This window comes from Autumnicola patrickiae, assembly GCF_031846525.1.
Lineage (GTDB): Bacteria > Bacteroidota > Bacteroidia > Flavobacteriales > Flavobacteriaceae > Autumnicola > Autumnicola patrickiae.
In genome coordinates this window covers 53,193-69,734 of the sequence record NZ_JAVRHM010000010.1, presented here as the reverse complement: position 1 = coordinate 69,734, position 16,542 = coordinate 53,193, and the positions used below count along the sequence as shown (strand labels likewise).

Genomic DNA, 16,542 nt, shown 5'->3' with positions numbered 1-16,542 from the left:
TAATAAATGGCTAATATGGATACAATCTTTACATTTAATTAAAACAGAAAAGTTATGAGTAAAGCGAACGACGATTTAAAAAGAGAACCAAAAGAAAAGAAAGAAGACTTACCTTATAATCCTGATATTACAAGCGAAGATAAGCAGGCACTTAATGAAAAAGGCCGCAGTATGAATAAAAATCAGGATAAAGCCCTGGACAGGGAGGAGCCGGTAGATTTTACAGCAAAAGACCTGGATATACCGGCGAGTAACGATAGCCTTCCGGATGCTGATAAAAATCCGAATCCAGATGAGCAAAACTTTCAGTTTAATGAACGTGGCGCCAGGCCAGATCGCGACAAGGCTAAAGATCATCCAGATTCAGAAACTGATAAGCCTTAAATTTAGGAATATCTTATAATTAATAATAGAGGAGGTTGTCAAGAAGGCAATCTCTTTTTTTTATACCTGCTTTTTCATTCTTTGTAGCGCGGCTTTAGCTTTGCTTACAAGTTCTTCTGAATCTATGTGCAAAAGCTTTCCATCTCTCTTTAGAATCCTTCCGCCTACCGAAACAAATTCCACATTTGCGGGCTGTGCTGCTTCAACTATTAAATGATAAGGCTGCGTACTTGCAGAAAAATTCAGATCATCTTTCCGAAGCATAATAAGATCTGCACTTTTGCCCGGAGTAACAGAACCTGTTTCCTTTTCAATGCCTAATACTCTGGCGGCATCAATAGTTGCCATTTTTAGCACATCCTTTGAATCTATTGCAAATTCATTTTTCGCTTGTGCATTCCCGATATTCATAAGTACCTTTAATGTTGAAAATAAATCGGCATTTCCCGAAAGTGCGGTAGTGTCTACCCCTACTCCAAGATTAACCTTACTATTCATCAACCTTTCAACCTGAGGAAATCCATAACCAATTCGCATTTCACTGAAAGGCGTCATGGTAATAGAAGCACCTGATTCTTCAACGGCGGTAATTTCTTCATCTGTAATTGCGTTGCCGTGAATAATATTCACATCTTTCCCCAGCAGACCGATATTTGCCAATTTTGCTATCTGTCCTTTTTGGTCTTTATTGGAACTGGCGTGAATACTTATCCGCATACCCAATTCCCTGGCACGCGCCCAATCTTCCTCTATAAACTTTGAATTAACAGATCGTGCTCCCAGGCCAAGACTTATTTTTTCATAATTTTTATCATTCCTAATTGCTTCTAACACCTTCTTTATACCTTCAAAATCTGTTGGAGTATCAGAATCCAGGTCACGATAGGGGCCGTAAGCCACGTGACCACGAATACCTGCTTCAGAAAGGGCATCGAAACTTGCCAATACATGTTCTGGAGTGCGTGCATTGTGGTTAAAATCATTCAGGCAGGTGATTCCGCCGTTTATAGCTTCGGCTGCAGCATATTTTGCGGCCAGTTTCATGTCTTCGGGAGAGTATAACTTTCCGAAACGCTCTGTCATTGGAAAATAGCCTTGACTTTGTGTATCTCCGGACATACTGCGAAGCAAAGACGTCCATAAATGCCAGTGATTATCAATTAGACCCGGCAGGAGAATAGCTCCTTCACCGTCGATTACTTCAGCATCGGGTAAATCCGGCAGATCTTCAGAAACAGACTTTATTCTTCCGTTTTCCACCGCTACAGAGGCACGCTCAAAATCACCAATATCGGCATCCATAGAAAGCACCTGTACATTGGTAATGACGAAATTTGTCATTTTCGAGGCTCCTTCAGTTTTCAATCGATCTGTAAAAGCAATTAATTCCGCAGGTAAAAAACCTGCTGCAGAAAATGCACCGGCTTTTTTCAAAAAATCCCTTCTTTCAATGCCCATATCTAGAGTTTTTTATAAAAATAGCGGAAATAAGACAAAAAGCACCTTCTAAATTGGATTCCGAAGAAAACTTTAAGATTTGTTGGATACTATATAAAAAGGAACTCAGCCTGAAGAAGTATCATTGATTATTTTCTGTATCCGTCCCTATTATTGTATTTTATTTCTTTTTCAGCAATAAAAAATGATCTACAGAATATTTTCCTGCACCAGTAAGCATTAAAAGGATAAAGCCAAACATGTACAATAATGGCAATTCCTGCCTCCCAAAACCATCTGGCATATGGACTATAAGCGCTGCAACGGCCATGGTAATAATTAGTGGAATTGCCGCCAGTCTTGTGGCAAAGCCAAATATTATAAGCACCGAGCAAACAAACTCGGCAAAAACTGCCAGGGTAAAACTCACAGTTTCTCCCAAACCAATAGGGTCTGCAAAAGTTATTTCTTCACTGCCAAAAAAAGTAATAAGCTTCGGAACTCCGTGCGTAAGCATTAAAGCTGAAATAGCTATCCTGAAAATCAGCAGTGCGATATCCACACTCTGCAGGTTTAAACTTGTTGAATATGAATTTTGCATAGGCAAGAGTTAAGATTTGAATGAAGATACTAAATTTGAATAACACAACTGGCTTATAATAAAATGAAAAAAATTGAGATATAAATTTTAAATGTTGTTTAACGACAAGTATTGAACTTTTGGCGAAGGAACATCTAATTCTTCATGACACATCTTGTAGTCCTACTACAGCAAATCATCTTACCATTTTTTTAAATAGGAATTACAAAGTCTGGTAAAAAATACATTGTAAATTAGTCTTAGCCGAAGCACATGTAAATAGTTTATAACGATTTCTGCGTCCAATCTATGAATAATTGAACCTCAAAATTACGCAATCGATTCCTGCACCTCCTAAAAGAGTATAAATTCTTGAAAATGCGCAACATAAATACAGGGATAAATCAGCAAATTAATGGTTAAGAGTGCATTTCAACGAGTATTTGGGTATTTTGCCGAGTTTAGTTTGGAGCAGTAAACTTACAGTCTACATTCGCCACGTTAACAATTGATTAACCCCCTAAACTCAAACCTTACAAAAACGAATTTATCATGAAAAAAATTACTTTTATCTTACTAGCTTTTATTGGAACAACTGCTTTTGCGCAGGAATCAGCGACTTCTACTGGAACAGCGACTGTTAACGCTTTAGTTGTTAGTCCTATTTCCATTTCGCAAGGAACAGATTTAGAATTTGGAAGAATTATTGGAAATACTGCAGGAGGAGTAGTAACTGTTTCTACAACTGATGCAAGAACTGATAATTCAGATGGTGATCTCTTGGCACCAAGCACCAATGTGCAGGCAGCTTCTTTTACGGTAAAGGCTGCTAATACTTATAGTTATAATATTTCTATTCCTAGTACCACATTAACTGGTGGAACTGGTGACGCTATGGCCGTATCTTTTACCAGTAGCCTTGGTACTGCAAATACTGAGACTGATGGTGAGGGGAATACAACTACTATTCCTGGTTCTTACTCAAGTGCAGAAGGTACAGGTGCTGATCAAATTTTATTAGTAGGAGGAGCCTTAACTGTAAACCCTGGTCAGGGTGAAGGGGCTTATACTGGAACTGCGACTGTTACCGTTTCTTACGAATAGAAATCTAGGGTTTTAAAATTCAAAAAACGCCGCCCATGTGGCGGCGTTTTTTACTATATTTAATCAGTCTCCAATCCATGAAAAAAGCAGTAGTCTTTTTCTTTTTGCTGTCGGTATTTTTCCCGGCACAGATTTTTGCCCAGGCATCTGCCTCAGCAACGGTGATCAGCAGGGTGACAGTAATCGATCCTATTGAGGTCCATAAAACAGCCGATTTGGATTTTGGGAATGTAATAAGTGCTTATAATCCTGGAAGCATTATCCTCGCACCTGACGGCTCACGAACTGCCATCGGAGTACAAATTTCCACTTCATTGCCAGGAAATGTTACCCCCGCAGAAGCTGAGGTAACCCATGGTAATAACAGCTACGCTATAACCTTACCTGAATCTTATACCTTGTACAATACAGAAAATCCCAACCAGGCGGTGATTTTGGATGATTTTACTGTCGAACCAATTCCAGGCAACGGAATAGATTTACTGAGAATTGGCGCTACCCTGAATCTGGAAGCCAATCAATTTTCCGGTCTCTACTCCAATCCTAACGGTTTTAATGTAACCGTTTCCTATAATTAATTTTCACATTTGTTTAACATTTTGATATTCTTTCATTATCTTTGGAATCAGGAAATTATGCTTAAAAACCCCACAATAAGCTCCAGAACATGAATAAAAAACTACTTACCGTCCCTCTATTTTCTTTGTTATTTATTCTCTTTTTCTCTTCCACAAGTATATTTGCCCAGGGAGATTTAATGATCATGCCAAAAAGAATTGTTTTTGATGGATCGCAACGTTCACAGGAAATCAATCTTGCTAATACAGGAAATGATACTGCAGTTTACGCAATTTCCTTTGTGAATTACAAAATGACAGAGTCAGGAAATTTTGAACAGGTTGAAGAACCGGAAGAAGGTCAGCGCTTCGCAGAGGATTTCCTGAGATATTTTCCGAGAAGGGTTAGCCTTGCCCCTAATGAGGCTCAGACTGTAAGGGTCCAACTTACCCGTACCGGAAACCTGGAACAGGGAGAATACCGTTCCCATATGTATTTACGCGCAGTAGAAGAACAAACTGCTTTGGGAGAAGAAGAAGCTGAAGACAGCGAAGGAATATCCATTAATATAAAAACAGTCTTTGGAATCAGCATTCCGGTGATCATCAGAGAAGGTGAATCTACTACACAGGTAAATCTCACAAATATTGAGCTGGATAAAGGAGGAGAAACTCCAAAATTGTCCCTTGTTTTAGAACGATCGGGAAATATGTCCACCTACGGAAATATTGAAGTAGAACATATTTCACCTGACGGCAATTCTACCGAAGTTGGATTGGTAAAAGGAGTATCTGTTTATACCCCCAACGACAACAGAAATTTTTCCTTTGAGCTGAGACAAGCAGGCGATGTTAACCTAAACCAGGGAAAACTGAATATCACCTATAAAACAGAAGAAGGAAAAACTTATGCTGAAAAGCAGTACAACCTGAATTAGTCCCAAACTAAATTCTATGGTGCAAAATTACTACCTAACCTACAACCTTTAAATAAATGAGGAACCTGAAGTTTATTCCTTGTTTATTCTTTGTCATTCTCTTTTTGGGGAACTTATCAGTGTGGGCAAATATTAACAAGGAAATTTCAGAAGAAGTTACTCCAATCTACGGACCTTATAAGAATTTTTCTGTTCCTTTTTTACATGAAAAGGAAGAATTAAAAGCTGCTGTTTTTGCTCCAACTATAACACAGCAACCAACAAATCAAAACGTTTGCGCCAATTCAACTTCTACTTTTTCTGTTATTGCTCAAGGAGAAAACCTAACTTACAAATGGCAAAGAAATGATGGAGGAACAAGTACTAATTTCTATGATATAGGTGAGAGTTGGGATTTTAGCGGCACTAATTCTTCAATTTTAACTATAAATGGAGCTGCTTGGCTACATGATAAAAGTTTCAGGGTGAAAATAACCGATTCAAAAGGTGTGATCGTTTATTCCCAGTCGGCCTTACTTCAGTATATTGATTCACCAGGCTATATAAATCAAGCTTCCAATGTAAGCGTTTGCACAGGGCAGAACACTTACTTTGAAACCCAATCCTCAGAAACAAATTTCCAATGGCAGGTAAGTCAGGATGGTGGTAACAGTTGGACTGATTTGGTGAACGACATGCACCATCAAAACGTTAATTTAGCTAGGATGGATATTTTAAATGCCGTCTCTTCTATGAATAACTATTTTTACCGTGCTAAAGTCAGTAAGAATGGTTGTGAATTATATGCCGAACCATCTACTTTAACTGTAAATGATCCTCCTATAGTCTCAAATCAGCCCACAGATCAACATGTTCCTACAGGAAATACTGCTGTCTTCGAGGCAGCAGCAGAAGGAGCAAATTTATCTTATCGTTGGCAGGAAAATAGCGGATATGGTTGGGGTGATATTTACGATCAGGATAATATTTTTAGTGGGACAGGGGGAACTCAGCTGCAAGTTCTAAATGCGCAAGAGTTTCGACATGGTTTTAGATACAGATTGGTAGTCACAAATAGTTCGGGATGTGCGACACCTTCAATGGAAGCTTTGCTTTCTGTAGGGGAATGTCCTCGGGAATCTTTTAACCACAACCAAGAAAGCTTATCCGGAACAGATACTTGGATCGGACATGTGTATGACGGTACTACTTTAAACAACTATGTAGGCTATTATTCTGAAGCAGAAACTTTTTCTCAGGAATTTGGAGGGGACGCGGTATGTTTTACTATGGAAGCAGGTGGTTTTTTACATACTGAAAACTTCTCTGTACGCTATAAAATGCGTTCAAGTAGAAATGGTTTGTATGTGGTAGACTTGGGATCAGATGATGGCTCACGTTTACGAATAGATGGAGAGTTGGTGTATAATAACTGGACTGATCAAACTTATGTTTACCACCCTCACGTTTTATTTCGCCTGGAGGGGAATAGCAGTCTTGAATATGAGTTTTATGAAAACTATGGAGGAAACAGAGTAGATTTCACAAATCTCATACAGATTATGGAGAATAAGTTAGAGACAAATATTAACCAAAATTATTGTACGGAAGGGACATCATCAACTATTGCAGGAGATTCTATTGGTACACTTCCCACCGGAATAAGTCCAGTAGATACAGGTTACCAATGGACCTATAGTACAAGTCCAGAAGGTGTTCGCACCAACATTACCGGCGCAACTTCTGCTTCGTTTACACCCAATGTTTCCTCCGCTCCATTTAATGTGCCCGGCACTTATTATATTTTTAGAAATGTCACCTTTTCGAGCAGTAATAATATAGGTGTAAATCCTTATGAAGTCACCCATGAATCCAATCCCGCGATTTTAAATATCAATGCTTCAATTTCTAATAATCAAATAACTTACTATCAGACAGGCTCGGTTTGCGCAACTGTAAATGAGGGCGGTAATTTAAATATAGTAGCTCCACAAGGTATGATCTTTACCTCGGTTGATTTTGCCAGCTATGGAACTCCAAATGGTACCTGTGAAAACTTTAGCCTGGGAAGTTGTCACGCAGCTAATAGTCAGTCTATTGTCGAAGGTTACTTATTAGGAAGTAATTCCGCAGTAATACCTGCCACAAATATTATTTTTGGAGATCCTTGTAGTGGAACAGTAAAAAGATTATACGTACAGGCAACTTATGCCGAACCTACTGAACTTCTTTGTAGCGGCACTATTCCAGATTTAATCGTCGGAAGTACGCCTGAAGGTATGACTGAAAATTCTTCTTATCTATGGGAGGTAAGCACTACAGGTCCTGACAGCGGGTTTTCACCTGCTCCAGGAACAAATGATCAAAAAGATTACCAATCCGGGGCATTGTTTCAAACTACCTGGTTCAGAAGAAGTATTCTTAACTCTGACTGTAACTCTAGCTTTTCTAATGAAGTGGAAATCACTGTTCATCCTCTACCTAATGCAACTCTAAATGCACCTTCAACAGTTTGTCCGGGAGAAACGATTCAAATATCCGCATCTTTTACGGGCACAGCACCATGGAATGTGACAGCAAATTATGGAGGTGTAACTACTTCTTTTATAGTACAACAAAGTCCTTATGTAGTTAATGTAACTCCCACTGAAACTACCACCTACAGCGTTACAGGTGTTACAGATACGAATGGTTGTTTTAATGACGAAGATGTTTCCGTGACTGTTAATGTTAATACCACCAACACCTGGACCGGCGACACAAGTTCCGACTGGAATACTACTTCGAACTGGAGTTGTAGCTCCCTCCCTACTCTTACTACCGACGTTTTGATTCCATCAGGTTTAACTAATTATCCAGTATTGTCTTCTGGTAGTGACGGACTAGCAAAGAATGTTACCATAGGAGCAAATGCTTCGGTAGTAGTTACTACTAATCAATTACAGATTGCCGGAACTCTAACCAACTCTGGAACTCTAAATGTTGAATCGGGGAACATAGCCTTTGTTGGGAGCACAGCCCAGGTAATTCCGTCAGGAGCTTTTGCGAATAACCGGATACAAAACCTGACTATTAACAATACCGCAGGAGTAACTTCCACAGCAACTATCGAACTCACCGGAATTCTAAAGGCCGAAAATGGCAATTTTGAAACTGGTGGAAACATTACCCTAATTTCAGACGCAGTTCAAACTGCCCTTATAGATGGCTCCGGGAGCGGAGAAGTTACAGGTTTGGTCGATATGCAGCGGTTTATGGATGTAGCCTTTGGTTACAAATACTTCAGCTCTCCGGTTCAACCTGCTACAGTTGGAGATTTCTCGCCTTATGTGGATTTAACTGCTACTTTCCCTAACTTCTATCGTTACGACGAAAACCGGGAAATCACAACTCCTATTGCTGACACACTCAGCACGCATGCCAGCGGATGGGAAGCTTATACCACTTCCACTTCGGCTTTAAATACTATGGAAGGCTACGCTGTTAATTTTGGAAGTACTACAGATCCTGTAACTGTGGAACTTACCGGAGAAGTTAATAATGGAACTTTTTCAAAAAGCCTTGCAAATAACAATAAGCAATACACTAAAGGTTTCCACCTGGTGGGCAACCCCTACCCTTCTCCTATTGACTGGGATGCAACCAGTGGCTGGACCAAAACAAATATTGATAACGGAATTTACTTTTTTACCGCCGGAAGTACCAATAGATATACCGGAACTTACACTTCCTACGTCGACGGAATTGCCAGTGATGGAAAAGCTTCTAATATTATTCCATCCATGCAGGGCTTCTTTGTAAAAGTAAGCGATAGTGATACAGGAGCCGATTTGGTAAATGCCAATTTTGGAATGACAAATTCGGTGAGGATAAACAACTTTAGTCAGCCGTTTTTGAAAACCAGGGAACCGGAATTAAAACCACTGTTAAGATTCAGCGCCAGATTTGGAAATACTGAAAATAATGATGCTATGGTCATTTATTTCTCTCCGCAGTCCAGCACAGATTTTGAGAAGGAAAAAGACGCCCACAAAATAATGAATACAGATGTAAGCGTTCCAAACCTATACAGCATCAGTACAGATAAAAAGCAATTATCTATTAACGGACTACCCTTTCCGGACACCCGCAATTACACAAAAATCCCTCTTGGTATTAAAGCTGAAAAGAGCGAAAAAATGACTATAACACTTCAGGATATACAGAACCTTCCGCTTAACTTCAATGTTTATCTTATTGATCAGGAGAAAAAAATAGGTCAGAATTTAATGGAGGAATCCAGCTATTCCTTCAGTATAGAAAGAGGGGAAAACAACAGCAGATTCCACCTAATTTTTTCCGAAGAGGAAATTACAGATACTGCCATTGCATTTGATGAACCATTTAGCCTGGAAACCGGAGACGGCAGTTTAAAAGTGAGATTGAATCTTGAAGATGGGCAGAAAGGTATGCTAAGAGCCAGTGCTGTAACTGGCCAAATCCTTCAGGTGAAAGAAGGCACAGGGCAGGAAACAGTGGAGTTTAGCGCGATAACCAGTCCCGGGGTATATTTTATTAATCTATATGTGGGCGATCGTCGCTTCTCAAAAAAAGTACTTATAAAGAACTAAAAGATCAGTATGCGATTTTCGGACTTATATTTTAGATTTTTTGTCTTTGCACTGGTAATCATTTCAGCCACAAATGCCGGTGCCCAGGAGAATCCGCCAATCCCGATAACGGTAGAAGTAAACACTTCCCAGTTTCTAAACTTCGGAAGTTTTACCGCAGGACCTGGCGTAGGCACCGTTACTGTAGATCACAGTGGTGTAAGGACTCCTACTGGAGATGTTGTTTTATTAAATATGGGAGAATCGCCATCTGCAGCCCTCTTTGATGTTACGGCAAATCCCGGAACCATTATCCAAATTAATGCGCCAACTAATATCACACTTACCGGTTCCAATGGAGGTGAAATTTATCTGGACATAAATAGTTTTAGTACAGGGAATCCCTTTATTACCAGTGCTAATCCCCCATCCACCAATGCTGTTTTTGTAGGTGGAACTTTAAATATTCCTGCTAATGCCGTAAATCTTTCGGGGCGTTACAGCGGTACTTTCACTTTAACCTTTAATCATCAGTAAGAGCAAATCCGCTTTATGCAAGAAAATTCCCCTACTTTCTTCTTTATTGGATTAGCCGGAAAAAAAATAATTTTCTTTTTTTTACTGGCGCTATGCTCTATACTGAATTTTTCAAAGCTTAACGCACAGGAAAATTTACCCGAATATGATGAACTGGCAGTTGAAGTAAATATTCCTAAAATGGGAGTAATTGAACTTCCTATTGCAATAAAAGACCAGGACGCATTTTTACCCGTAAAGGAGCTTTTCGATTTCCTGAAAATAAAAAATGAAGAAAACGATAATGTTATCTCCGGATTCATCATTCATCCCGATTCCACGTACCAGATAAATCCTGTAGCCAACGAAATCTCCTATAAGAACCAAACTTACAATCTTTCGGAGTCAGACTTTATTCAAACCCCAACCGGATTATACCTGAAATCTGATTACTTCGGAGAAATCTTCGGACTAAACACCAACTTTTCTTTCCGAAGTCTTTCGGTGAAACTTGAAACAGATCTTGAGCTCCCTGCGATAAAGGAAATGCGCCTTAAAAAGATGCGCGAAAACCTGGATCTTGTCAAAGGAATAGTTACGCCAGATACCGCTATTGCCCGCAGGAATCCGTTTTTTAAACCGGGTACTCTGGATTGGGGAGTCATTACCACGCAGCAAAGCGATATAGAAAATGACAATCGGCTTACACTGGGATTAGGAACCATGTTTCTAGGTGGTGAAACCAACCTGATGCTCAATTATTCCACCCGTGTTCCCTTTGACAGCCGCAATCAGTTCTACCAGTGGCGCTATGTAAACAACGATAATACGATTTTTAAACAAGTAACCGCAGGACGTATTTTTACCAGGGCTACTTCTTCACTTTTTGCGCCGGTTGCGGGGGTGCAGGTGAGTAACACGCCAATGCAAAACCGCAGGTCTTTTGGAAGCTATATCCTTAGTGATTATACTGAACCTCGCTGGACTGTGGAGCTCTATGTAAATAATATTCTTATTGATTTTGCTGAAGCTGACGCTTCCGGATTTTATACGTTTGAGGTCCCGCTGATGTATGGGAACACGGCAGTAAGTCTCCGGTTTTACGGGCCATGGGGAGAAGAGCGCGTGGAAGAAAGGATGATCAATATTCCGTATAATTTTGTTCCGAAGAATGAGCTGGAATACACCCTTAGCGCCGGTGTTGTTGAAGATGAAGACAACAGAAGGTTTTCCCGGCTAAATTTTAATTATGGCTTAAGCAATGGTATTACAATTGGTGGTGGTGTGGAATATTTATCTGAAGTGGAGAGCGGTGAAGTGATGCCTTTTGTAAGTTCTTCTGTACGGCTGGCTTCGAATTTGCTCTTTTCCGGACAATATATGTACGGCGTGAAAGGTGAAGGTCTTCTTAGCTATCGTACGCCGGGAAACGTTCAGGTAGATCTTAACTACATCAAATATCACGAGGACCAGACGGCGATAATCTATAATTATCTGGAAGAACGGAAAATAAGTTTGTCGGCGCCAATCCGCGGCAAAAATTTCTCTATGTTTAGCAGGTTTAGCATCAATCAGATTCTAATGCCTACTACAGAATTTACTACAGCTCAATTATTACTTTCCGGAGCAATCATGGGCGTGAGCACCAACCTTACTACCTACGGAATTTACAATGACAGGACAAAAAATCCGACGATTTACAGCTCCATTTCGCAAACTTACCGACTGCCAAATCAATTCCTGCTTTCTCCTCAGTTACAATATGATTTCAGCAGAAACCGGGTAAACAATGCTATACTGGAGTTGGAACGGCCAATTTTTAAGGGCGGCTTCTTTAACGTGGCTTACGAAAATAACTTTATACGTGATGCACATATTTTTGAAATCGGACTAAGATATACTTTTGATTTTGCCCAGACGGCACTTACTTCGCGTATTGGAAACAGGAATTCTTCCTTCGTGCAATCTGCACGTGGTAGCCTGATGCTGGACGATAATACAGGATATGTGATGGCAAGTAACAGGACGGCAATGTCTAAAGCAGCCCTCACGATTATCCCTTTTCTAGATTATAATACCAACAGAATAAAAGATCCTATGGAACCGGCTGTTCCCGGCCTGGAGCTAAAAAATATGGGCAGACAAACCTATAATGAAGACAAAACCATCTTGAGAATTTCAGATCTACAGCCATACATCGATATTATGCTGGAACTGGATCCCGAAAGTCTGGATAATATTGCCTGGAGAATTCCGAATTCGAAGATTAAAGTTCATACCATCCCGAATCAGTTTACTGAAATTCATGTTCCCGTGGAAGTAATGGGCGAAGTGGCGGGAATGGTTTATATACAGGATGAAAGCGGCCTGAGCGGACAAGGCAGAATTATTATCAACATTCTTGATGAAAACGGAAACCGCGCTGCACGCATTCTTAGCGAAGGTCACGGCTACTTCACTCACCTGGGGCTAAAACCCGGAAATTATACCGCAGAAATTGATGCTGAACAACTTGAAACGCTGGGATATACTTCCACTCCGTCAGAAATTCCTTTTGAAATTGAGGTTGATGAATACGGTGATATTGTGGATAATTTAGAGTTTGTTTTGGAAAAATAAGTTTAAGATTGAAACAAGAGGTAAGAAGCAAGAACAAGGAAAAAAACTTAAGATCGCTTGGCTGAAAGACTTTTCTGCGGAAATCTGCTCTGCAGGAGAAATTGAGGTTTTACTGTTCATTCATGCCGATAATTCGTTTTTTGAAGCATTCATCTTGAATAGAGGAAAGTGGAAAGTGGAAAGATCCCTGAAGAAGTTCTGTGGAAATCTGCGCTATCTGCGGGAGTATCTAAAGATATTCGTGATTCGTGGTGAAACTAAGGCGATAATTGCCAATTTCAGCACAGCTCTTTTAGAAGAAGTTCGTAGTTTTTTGTTCGTCGTTCGTGGTTTGGAATAAAAAACTTTAAAAAGATCAAAAATTGACATTTTTCAATGCTCTTATAGTAGAGAATGGAAAAAACTTTACCCTTCACCCTTGAACTTCTCACTCTTCACTCCTTTTCTTCTCTGCAGGACGATAATTGCAATTTTAAAGCCTTTATCTTAAATAAGTGAAAAGTGTAAAATTTTCACTCTTCACTAAAAACTCTCTTTTTAACTTTCCAGCTTTCATCATTTAACCTTTAACATTAAACCTTTTAGAAAAGGTACCACATCAAAAGCGACATTCCCAGTCCAACAAAAGCAATAATTGTAGTCATCATCGTCCAGGTTTTGAAGGTTTGTTTTTCAGTTAAGCCTAAGTATTGCCCAACCAGCCAGAATCCGCTGTCATTTACGTGAGATAAAACAGACGCTCCTGCGGCAATTGCTATTACAATCAGGGACGTCTGACTCATAGAATACACTCCGTCTGTTAAAACAGGCGCTGTGATTCCTGCAGCGGTGATCATTGCCACCGTCGAAGATCCCTGTAAAACCCTTACCAGCGCAGCTACAATAAAACCGAATAATAGCGGATTAAAAAATGTATCATTTAAACCTTCAGCGATCATCTGCCCCGCCCCGGTGTCTATTAGTATTTGCTTAAAAGCACCACCAGCACCGGTTAACAAAATAATAATTCCTGCAGCCTGAAAGGATTTTGTGGCTACCTTCAGTAAATAATCCTTCTGCATTCCACGTCTTACTCCCAAGAAATACCAGGCTATTAAATTGGCAATTATCAATGCAGTAAAAGGATGTCCTAAAAGCTCGACGACATACAGAACTCCTTCAGGAATATTAGCATCGGCGAAAAACGGACTTCCTAATACCGTGTTGATGACGATAAGAAGAATCGGAATAAATATAATTGAAATAATCAGCCCCGGAGACGGTGCCATTTTTTCATCATAATCTTCTTTTTCTTCAAAAACCTGCGGTTCAATAAAAATCTTTTTTGATATATATCGTGAAAATAGTGGTCCGCTGATGATGGCGGCTGGTATTCCGGCTAAAAACCCGAAGACAATTACCCAGCCCAAATCTGCTCCCAAAATATCTGCTACGGCAATAGGTCCCGGCGTAGGCGGAATAAAAGCGTGTGTAATCGCCAAACCTGCCAAAAGTGGCAGGGCATATAAAAGCAAGGATTTTCCAGTACGTTTACTGAGCGCATAAGTAATGGGCACAAGGATAATAAAAGCAACGTCAAAGAATACCGGTATGGCCACTGCAAATCCGGTAATCATCATTGCCCACGGAGCGTTTTTTTCGCCGGTTTTTTGTAGCATATAAGAAGCCAGCCGCTGTGCCCCGCCGGACTGTTCCAGAATTCCGCCAAAAAGTGCACCCAGACCCACGACGGTGGCAACAAAGCCAAGGGTACTTCCCATCCCGTCTTTCATCGTTTCCAGGATATCCCCGGCTGGCATTCCTGCCATCATCCCTACCGCTATACAAACGATTAAAAGCGCCAGGAATGCCTGAATCTTGAGTTTTAGAATAAGGAAAAGCAACAAAGCAATCCCGATGAAAACTGCAGAGAGTAATTGTACGTCCATTAATTATCGAGCCACTGGGTGTGAAAAAACTCTCCTCTTGGTTTGTCTGTGCGTTCGTAGGTGTGAGCTCCGAAAAAATCCCTTTGCGCCTGAATCATATTTGCTGAAGATTGTCCCGAAGTAAAACTTAGCAGATAATTTGCTGCAGAAGACAAAACCGGCATCGGGTAACCTGCCTTTAGCGCCTGCCCAACAATGCCTGTAAGTGCAGATTCAGAATTTTTGATTAGTGAAATAATTTCAGAATGCATCAATACGTTTTCTGAAGGTTTATCTTTCAGAATATCAATTAAATCTTCCATAAAGCTTGACCTGATGATACATCCATTGGTCCAGATACGGGCAATTTCAGAAAGATTGAGATTCCAGTCATAACTTTTTGAAGCTTCCAATAACAAATCAAAACCTATGGCGTGATTAATTATGCTGCCGGCTTTATAGGCTTTAAACAGATCATCAGATATTTCCTTAAGATCTGCAGTACGTTTATTTTCCCTGTTATAAGCTTTCATGGCACTTACCCGATCTTGTTTCTTTCCCGAAATATTTCGTGCGAGTACTGCTGCGGTGATAGTGTCCAGTGGCACACCTAGTTCCAGGGCTGCATTTGTGGACCAGCCGCCGGTGCCTTTCTGTTTAGCAGCATCCAGGATCTGATCAATAATAAATCCATCATTTTCTTTTTTCCGAAGAATTTCTACGGAGATTTCCAGCAAAAAGCTTTTCATATCTTTATTCCACTCTTCAAAGAGGTCAGCAATTTCCTGAGGTGCGGCATTGGTGCCAAACCTTAGAAAATGGTAAGTTTCTGCTATCAACTGCATCTCTCCATATTCAATTCCGTTATGGAGCATTTTAACAAAATGTCCGGCTCCGTCCGGTCCCACATGAGTACAACAGGGATTACCATTTCTATCTTTTGCTGCGATCCTTTCCAGAATTTTTCCTGCCCTGTCATATGCTTCTTTAGGACCTCCCGGCATAATCGAAGGCCCTTTTAAAGCACCTTCTTCCCCACCCGAAATTCCAGCACCCATAAAAAAGATTCCTTTTTCCTTGAGCAACCCTTCTCTCCTTACGGTCTCTTTGTAATGGGAATTTCCTCCGTCAATAATAAGATCATCTTTATCCAGAAACGGTAATAAACTTTCAATAACCATATCTACAGCAGGACCGGCATTCACCATTAGAATTATATTTCTTGGACGCTCAAGACTCTTTACAAATTTTTCCAGGTTATCAAACCACGGGAATTCATAAACCAGTTTATTTTCTTCAGCAAATTTTTTCGCAATATCAACCTCCAGCTCCTCTACGTGGCGGTTAAAAACAGTAATATCAATTCCTTTTGAAGCAAAATTTAAGGCCAGACTTTTACCCATAACCCCAAGTCCTACGAGACCCATATGAGCATCTTCTTTTTTATTTAGCTTCCAAATTATTTCATCCAAAACCTCTTCCTTAGACGCATCTACATTTACATGAAAACCATAATTTGGTATTTCCAGGGTTTCGAACTGAGATTTAAGCAATTCTGGTTTAAAGTAGTGGTCTTCTCTGGAAGACATTCTGTCGAGAATTGTTTCATATTCACTGTGAAGAAAAATCCAGGTAATTTCTTCTTTAGGTATTGATTGTAAATGCTTCCTGTATTTCTCTTTTAAAGCTGAACAAGCCAATACAGCTCCATCTTCTTTCTCCCATTCAGAAATTTTATTGGACAGGGTTTCCAGCCATTCCTCACGGTCACTATCCTGTAGCGGAATTCCTTCTTTCATTTTCTTCCGGTTTTCCGGAGGATGAAAATCATCTGCATCATAAAATGGAACATTTATTTTTTCTGAAAGAAGTTCTCCTATAGTTGTTTTACCAACTCCCGATACTCCCATTACAATATATACCTGCATTTGA

The 16,542-nt window shown here is 40.0% G+C and carries 12 protein-coding genes; 8 read left to right on the top strand and 4 right to left on the bottom strand.

Annotated elements, in window-relative coordinates; all coding sequences use genetic code 11:
- Nucleotides 1-54: 54 nt before the first annotated feature.
- Nucleotides 55-384: a hypothetical protein gene (locus tag RM549_RS10085; protein WP_311684346.1), complete on the top strand. Its 330-nt coding sequence runs from the start codon at nt 55-57 to the stop codon at nt 382-384.
- A gap of 60 nt (nt 385-444) precedes the next feature.
- On the opposite strand, the gene RM549_RS10080 is transcribed toward RM549_RS10085, so the two are convergent.
- Both RM549_RS10080 and RM549_RS10075 read right to left on the bottom strand, forming a co-directional pair.
- Nucleotides 445-1,842 (bottom strand): amidohydrolase family protein, encoded by a 1,398-nt coding sequence (locus RM549_RS10080; RefSeq protein ID WP_311684341.1) that lies wholly within the window; start codon nt 1,840-1,842, stop codon nt 445-447.
- A 160-nt stretch (nt 1,843-2,002) separates the two neighbouring features.
- The gene (locus tag RM549_RS10075) at nt 2,003-2,422 is read right to left on the bottom strand and encodes a DoxX family protein (RefSeq protein ID WP_311684339.1); all 420 of its coding nucleotides are present in this window, start codon (nt 2,420-2,422) and stop codon (nt 2,003-2,005) included.
- Between the two features lie 531 nt (nt 2,423-2,953).
- On the opposite strand from RM549_RS10075, the gene RM549_RS10070 reads away from it, so the two are divergent.
- The 7 genes from RM549_RS10070 to RM549_RS10040 all read left to right on the top strand — a co-directional run bounded on the left by RM549_RS10070 (nt 2,954) and on the right by RM549_RS10040 (nt 13,043).
- Nucleotides 2,954-3,505 carry a DUF4402 domain-containing protein gene (locus tag RM549_RS10070; RefSeq protein ID WP_311684337.1) on the top strand — a complete coding sequence of 184 codons (552 nt, stop codon included), beginning with the start codon at nt 2,954-2,956 and terminating at the stop codon, nt 3,503-3,505.
- A 77-nt stretch (nt 3,506-3,582) separates the two neighbouring features.
- Nucleotides 3,583-4,083 (top strand): DUF4402 domain-containing protein, encoded by a 501-nt coding sequence (locus tag RM549_RS10065; RefSeq protein ID WP_311684336.1) that lies wholly within the window; start codon nt 3,583-3,585, stop codon nt 4,081-4,083.
- Between the two features lie 89 nt (nt 4,084-4,172).
- Nucleotides 4,173-5,000: a fimbrial biogenesis chaperone gene (locus RM549_RS10060; protein WP_311684335.1), complete on the top strand. Its 828-nt coding sequence runs from the start codon at nt 4,173-4,175 to the stop codon at nt 4,998-5,000.
- Nucleotides 5,001-5,056: 56 nt separating this feature from the next.
- Nucleotides 5,057-9,589: a DUF8693 domain-containing protein gene (locus tag RM549_RS10055; protein ID WP_311684333.1), complete on the top strand. Its 4,533-nt coding sequence runs from the start codon at nt 5,057-5,059 to the stop codon at nt 9,587-9,589.
- A 9-nt stretch (nt 9,590-9,598) separates the two neighbouring features.
- Nucleotides 9,599-10,105, top strand: a complete 507-nt coding sequence (locus RM549_RS10050) for a DUF4402 domain-containing protein (RefSeq protein ID WP_311684332.1) — start codon at nt 9,599-9,601, stop codon at nt 10,103-10,105.
- Between the two features lie 15 nt (nt 10,106-10,120).
- Nucleotides 10,121-12,703 (top strand): hypothetical protein, encoded by a 2,583-nt coding sequence (locus RM549_RS10045; protein WP_311684329.1) that lies wholly within the window; start codon nt 10,121-10,123, stop codon nt 12,701-12,703.
- Nucleotides 12,687-13,043 (top strand): hypothetical protein, encoded by a 357-nt coding sequence (locus RM549_RS10040; RefSeq protein ID WP_311684327.1) that lies wholly within the window; start codon nt 12,687-12,689, stop codon nt 13,041-13,043. Before RM549_RS10045 ends, RM549_RS10040 begins: the two co-directional genes overlap by 17 nt.
- Before the next feature lie 241 nt (nt 13,044-13,284).
- Here the strand turns inward: RM549_RS10040 and RM549_RS10035 are convergent, their stop codons facing one another.
- Entirely contained in the window at nt 13,285-14,631 is a 1,347-nt protein-coding gene (locus tag RM549_RS10035; RefSeq protein WP_311684325.1) for a GntP family permease, read from the bottom strand.
- Nucleotides 14,631-16,538: an NADP-dependent phosphogluconate dehydrogenase gene (gndA, locus tag RM549_RS10030; protein ID WP_311684323.1), complete on the bottom strand. Its 1,908-nt coding sequence runs from the start codon at nt 16,536-16,538 to the stop codon at nt 14,631-14,633. The genes RM549_RS10035 and gndA overlap by 1 nt, the downstream gene beginning before the upstream one ends.
- Between the last annotated feature and the right edge of the window lie 4 nt (nt 16,539-16,542).

Bases quoted from the DNA above. Each gene is read 5' to 3' on its own strand.
- RM549_RS10085 (WP_311684346.1), top strand. From the start codon at position 55: ATGAGTAAAGCGAACGACGATTTAAAAAGAGAACCAAAAGAAAAGAAA.
- RM549_RS10080 (WP_311684341.1), bottom strand. From the start codon at position 1,842: ATGGGCATTGAAAGAAGGGATTTTTTGAAAAAAGCCGGTGCATTTTCT.
- RM549_RS10075 (WP_311684339.1), bottom strand. From the start codon at position 2,422: ATGCAAAATTCATATTCAACAAGTTTAAACCTGCAGAGTGTGGATATC.
- RM549_RS10070 (WP_311684337.1), top strand. From the start codon at position 2,954: ATGAAAAAAATTACTTTTATCTTACTAGCTTTTATTGGAACAACTGCT.
- RM549_RS10065 (WP_311684336.1), top strand. From the start codon at position 3,583: ATGAAAAAAGCAGTAGTCTTTTTCTTTTTGCTGTCGGTATTTTTCCCG.
- RM549_RS10060 (WP_311684335.1), top strand. From the start codon at position 4,173: ATGAATAAAAAACTACTTACCGTCCCTCTATTTTCTTTGTTATTTATT.
- RM549_RS10055 (WP_311684333.1), top strand. From the start codon at position 5,057: ATGAGGAACCTGAAGTTTATTCCTTGTTTATTCTTTGTCATTCTCTTT.
- RM549_RS10050 (WP_311684332.1), top strand. From the start codon at position 9,599: ATGCGATTTTCGGACTTATATTTTAGATTTTTTGTCTTTGCACTGGTA.
- RM549_RS10045 (WP_311684329.1), top strand. From the start codon at position 10,121: ATGCAAGAAAATTCCCCTACTTTCTTCTTTATTGGATTAGCCGGAAAA.
- RM549_RS10035 (WP_311684325.1), bottom strand. From the start codon at position 14,631: ATGGACGTACAATTACTCTCTGCAGTTTTCATCGGGATTGCTTTGTTG.
- gndA (WP_311684323.1), bottom strand. From the start codon at position 16,538: ATGCAGGTATATATTGTAATGGGAGTATCGGGAGTTGGTAAAACAACT.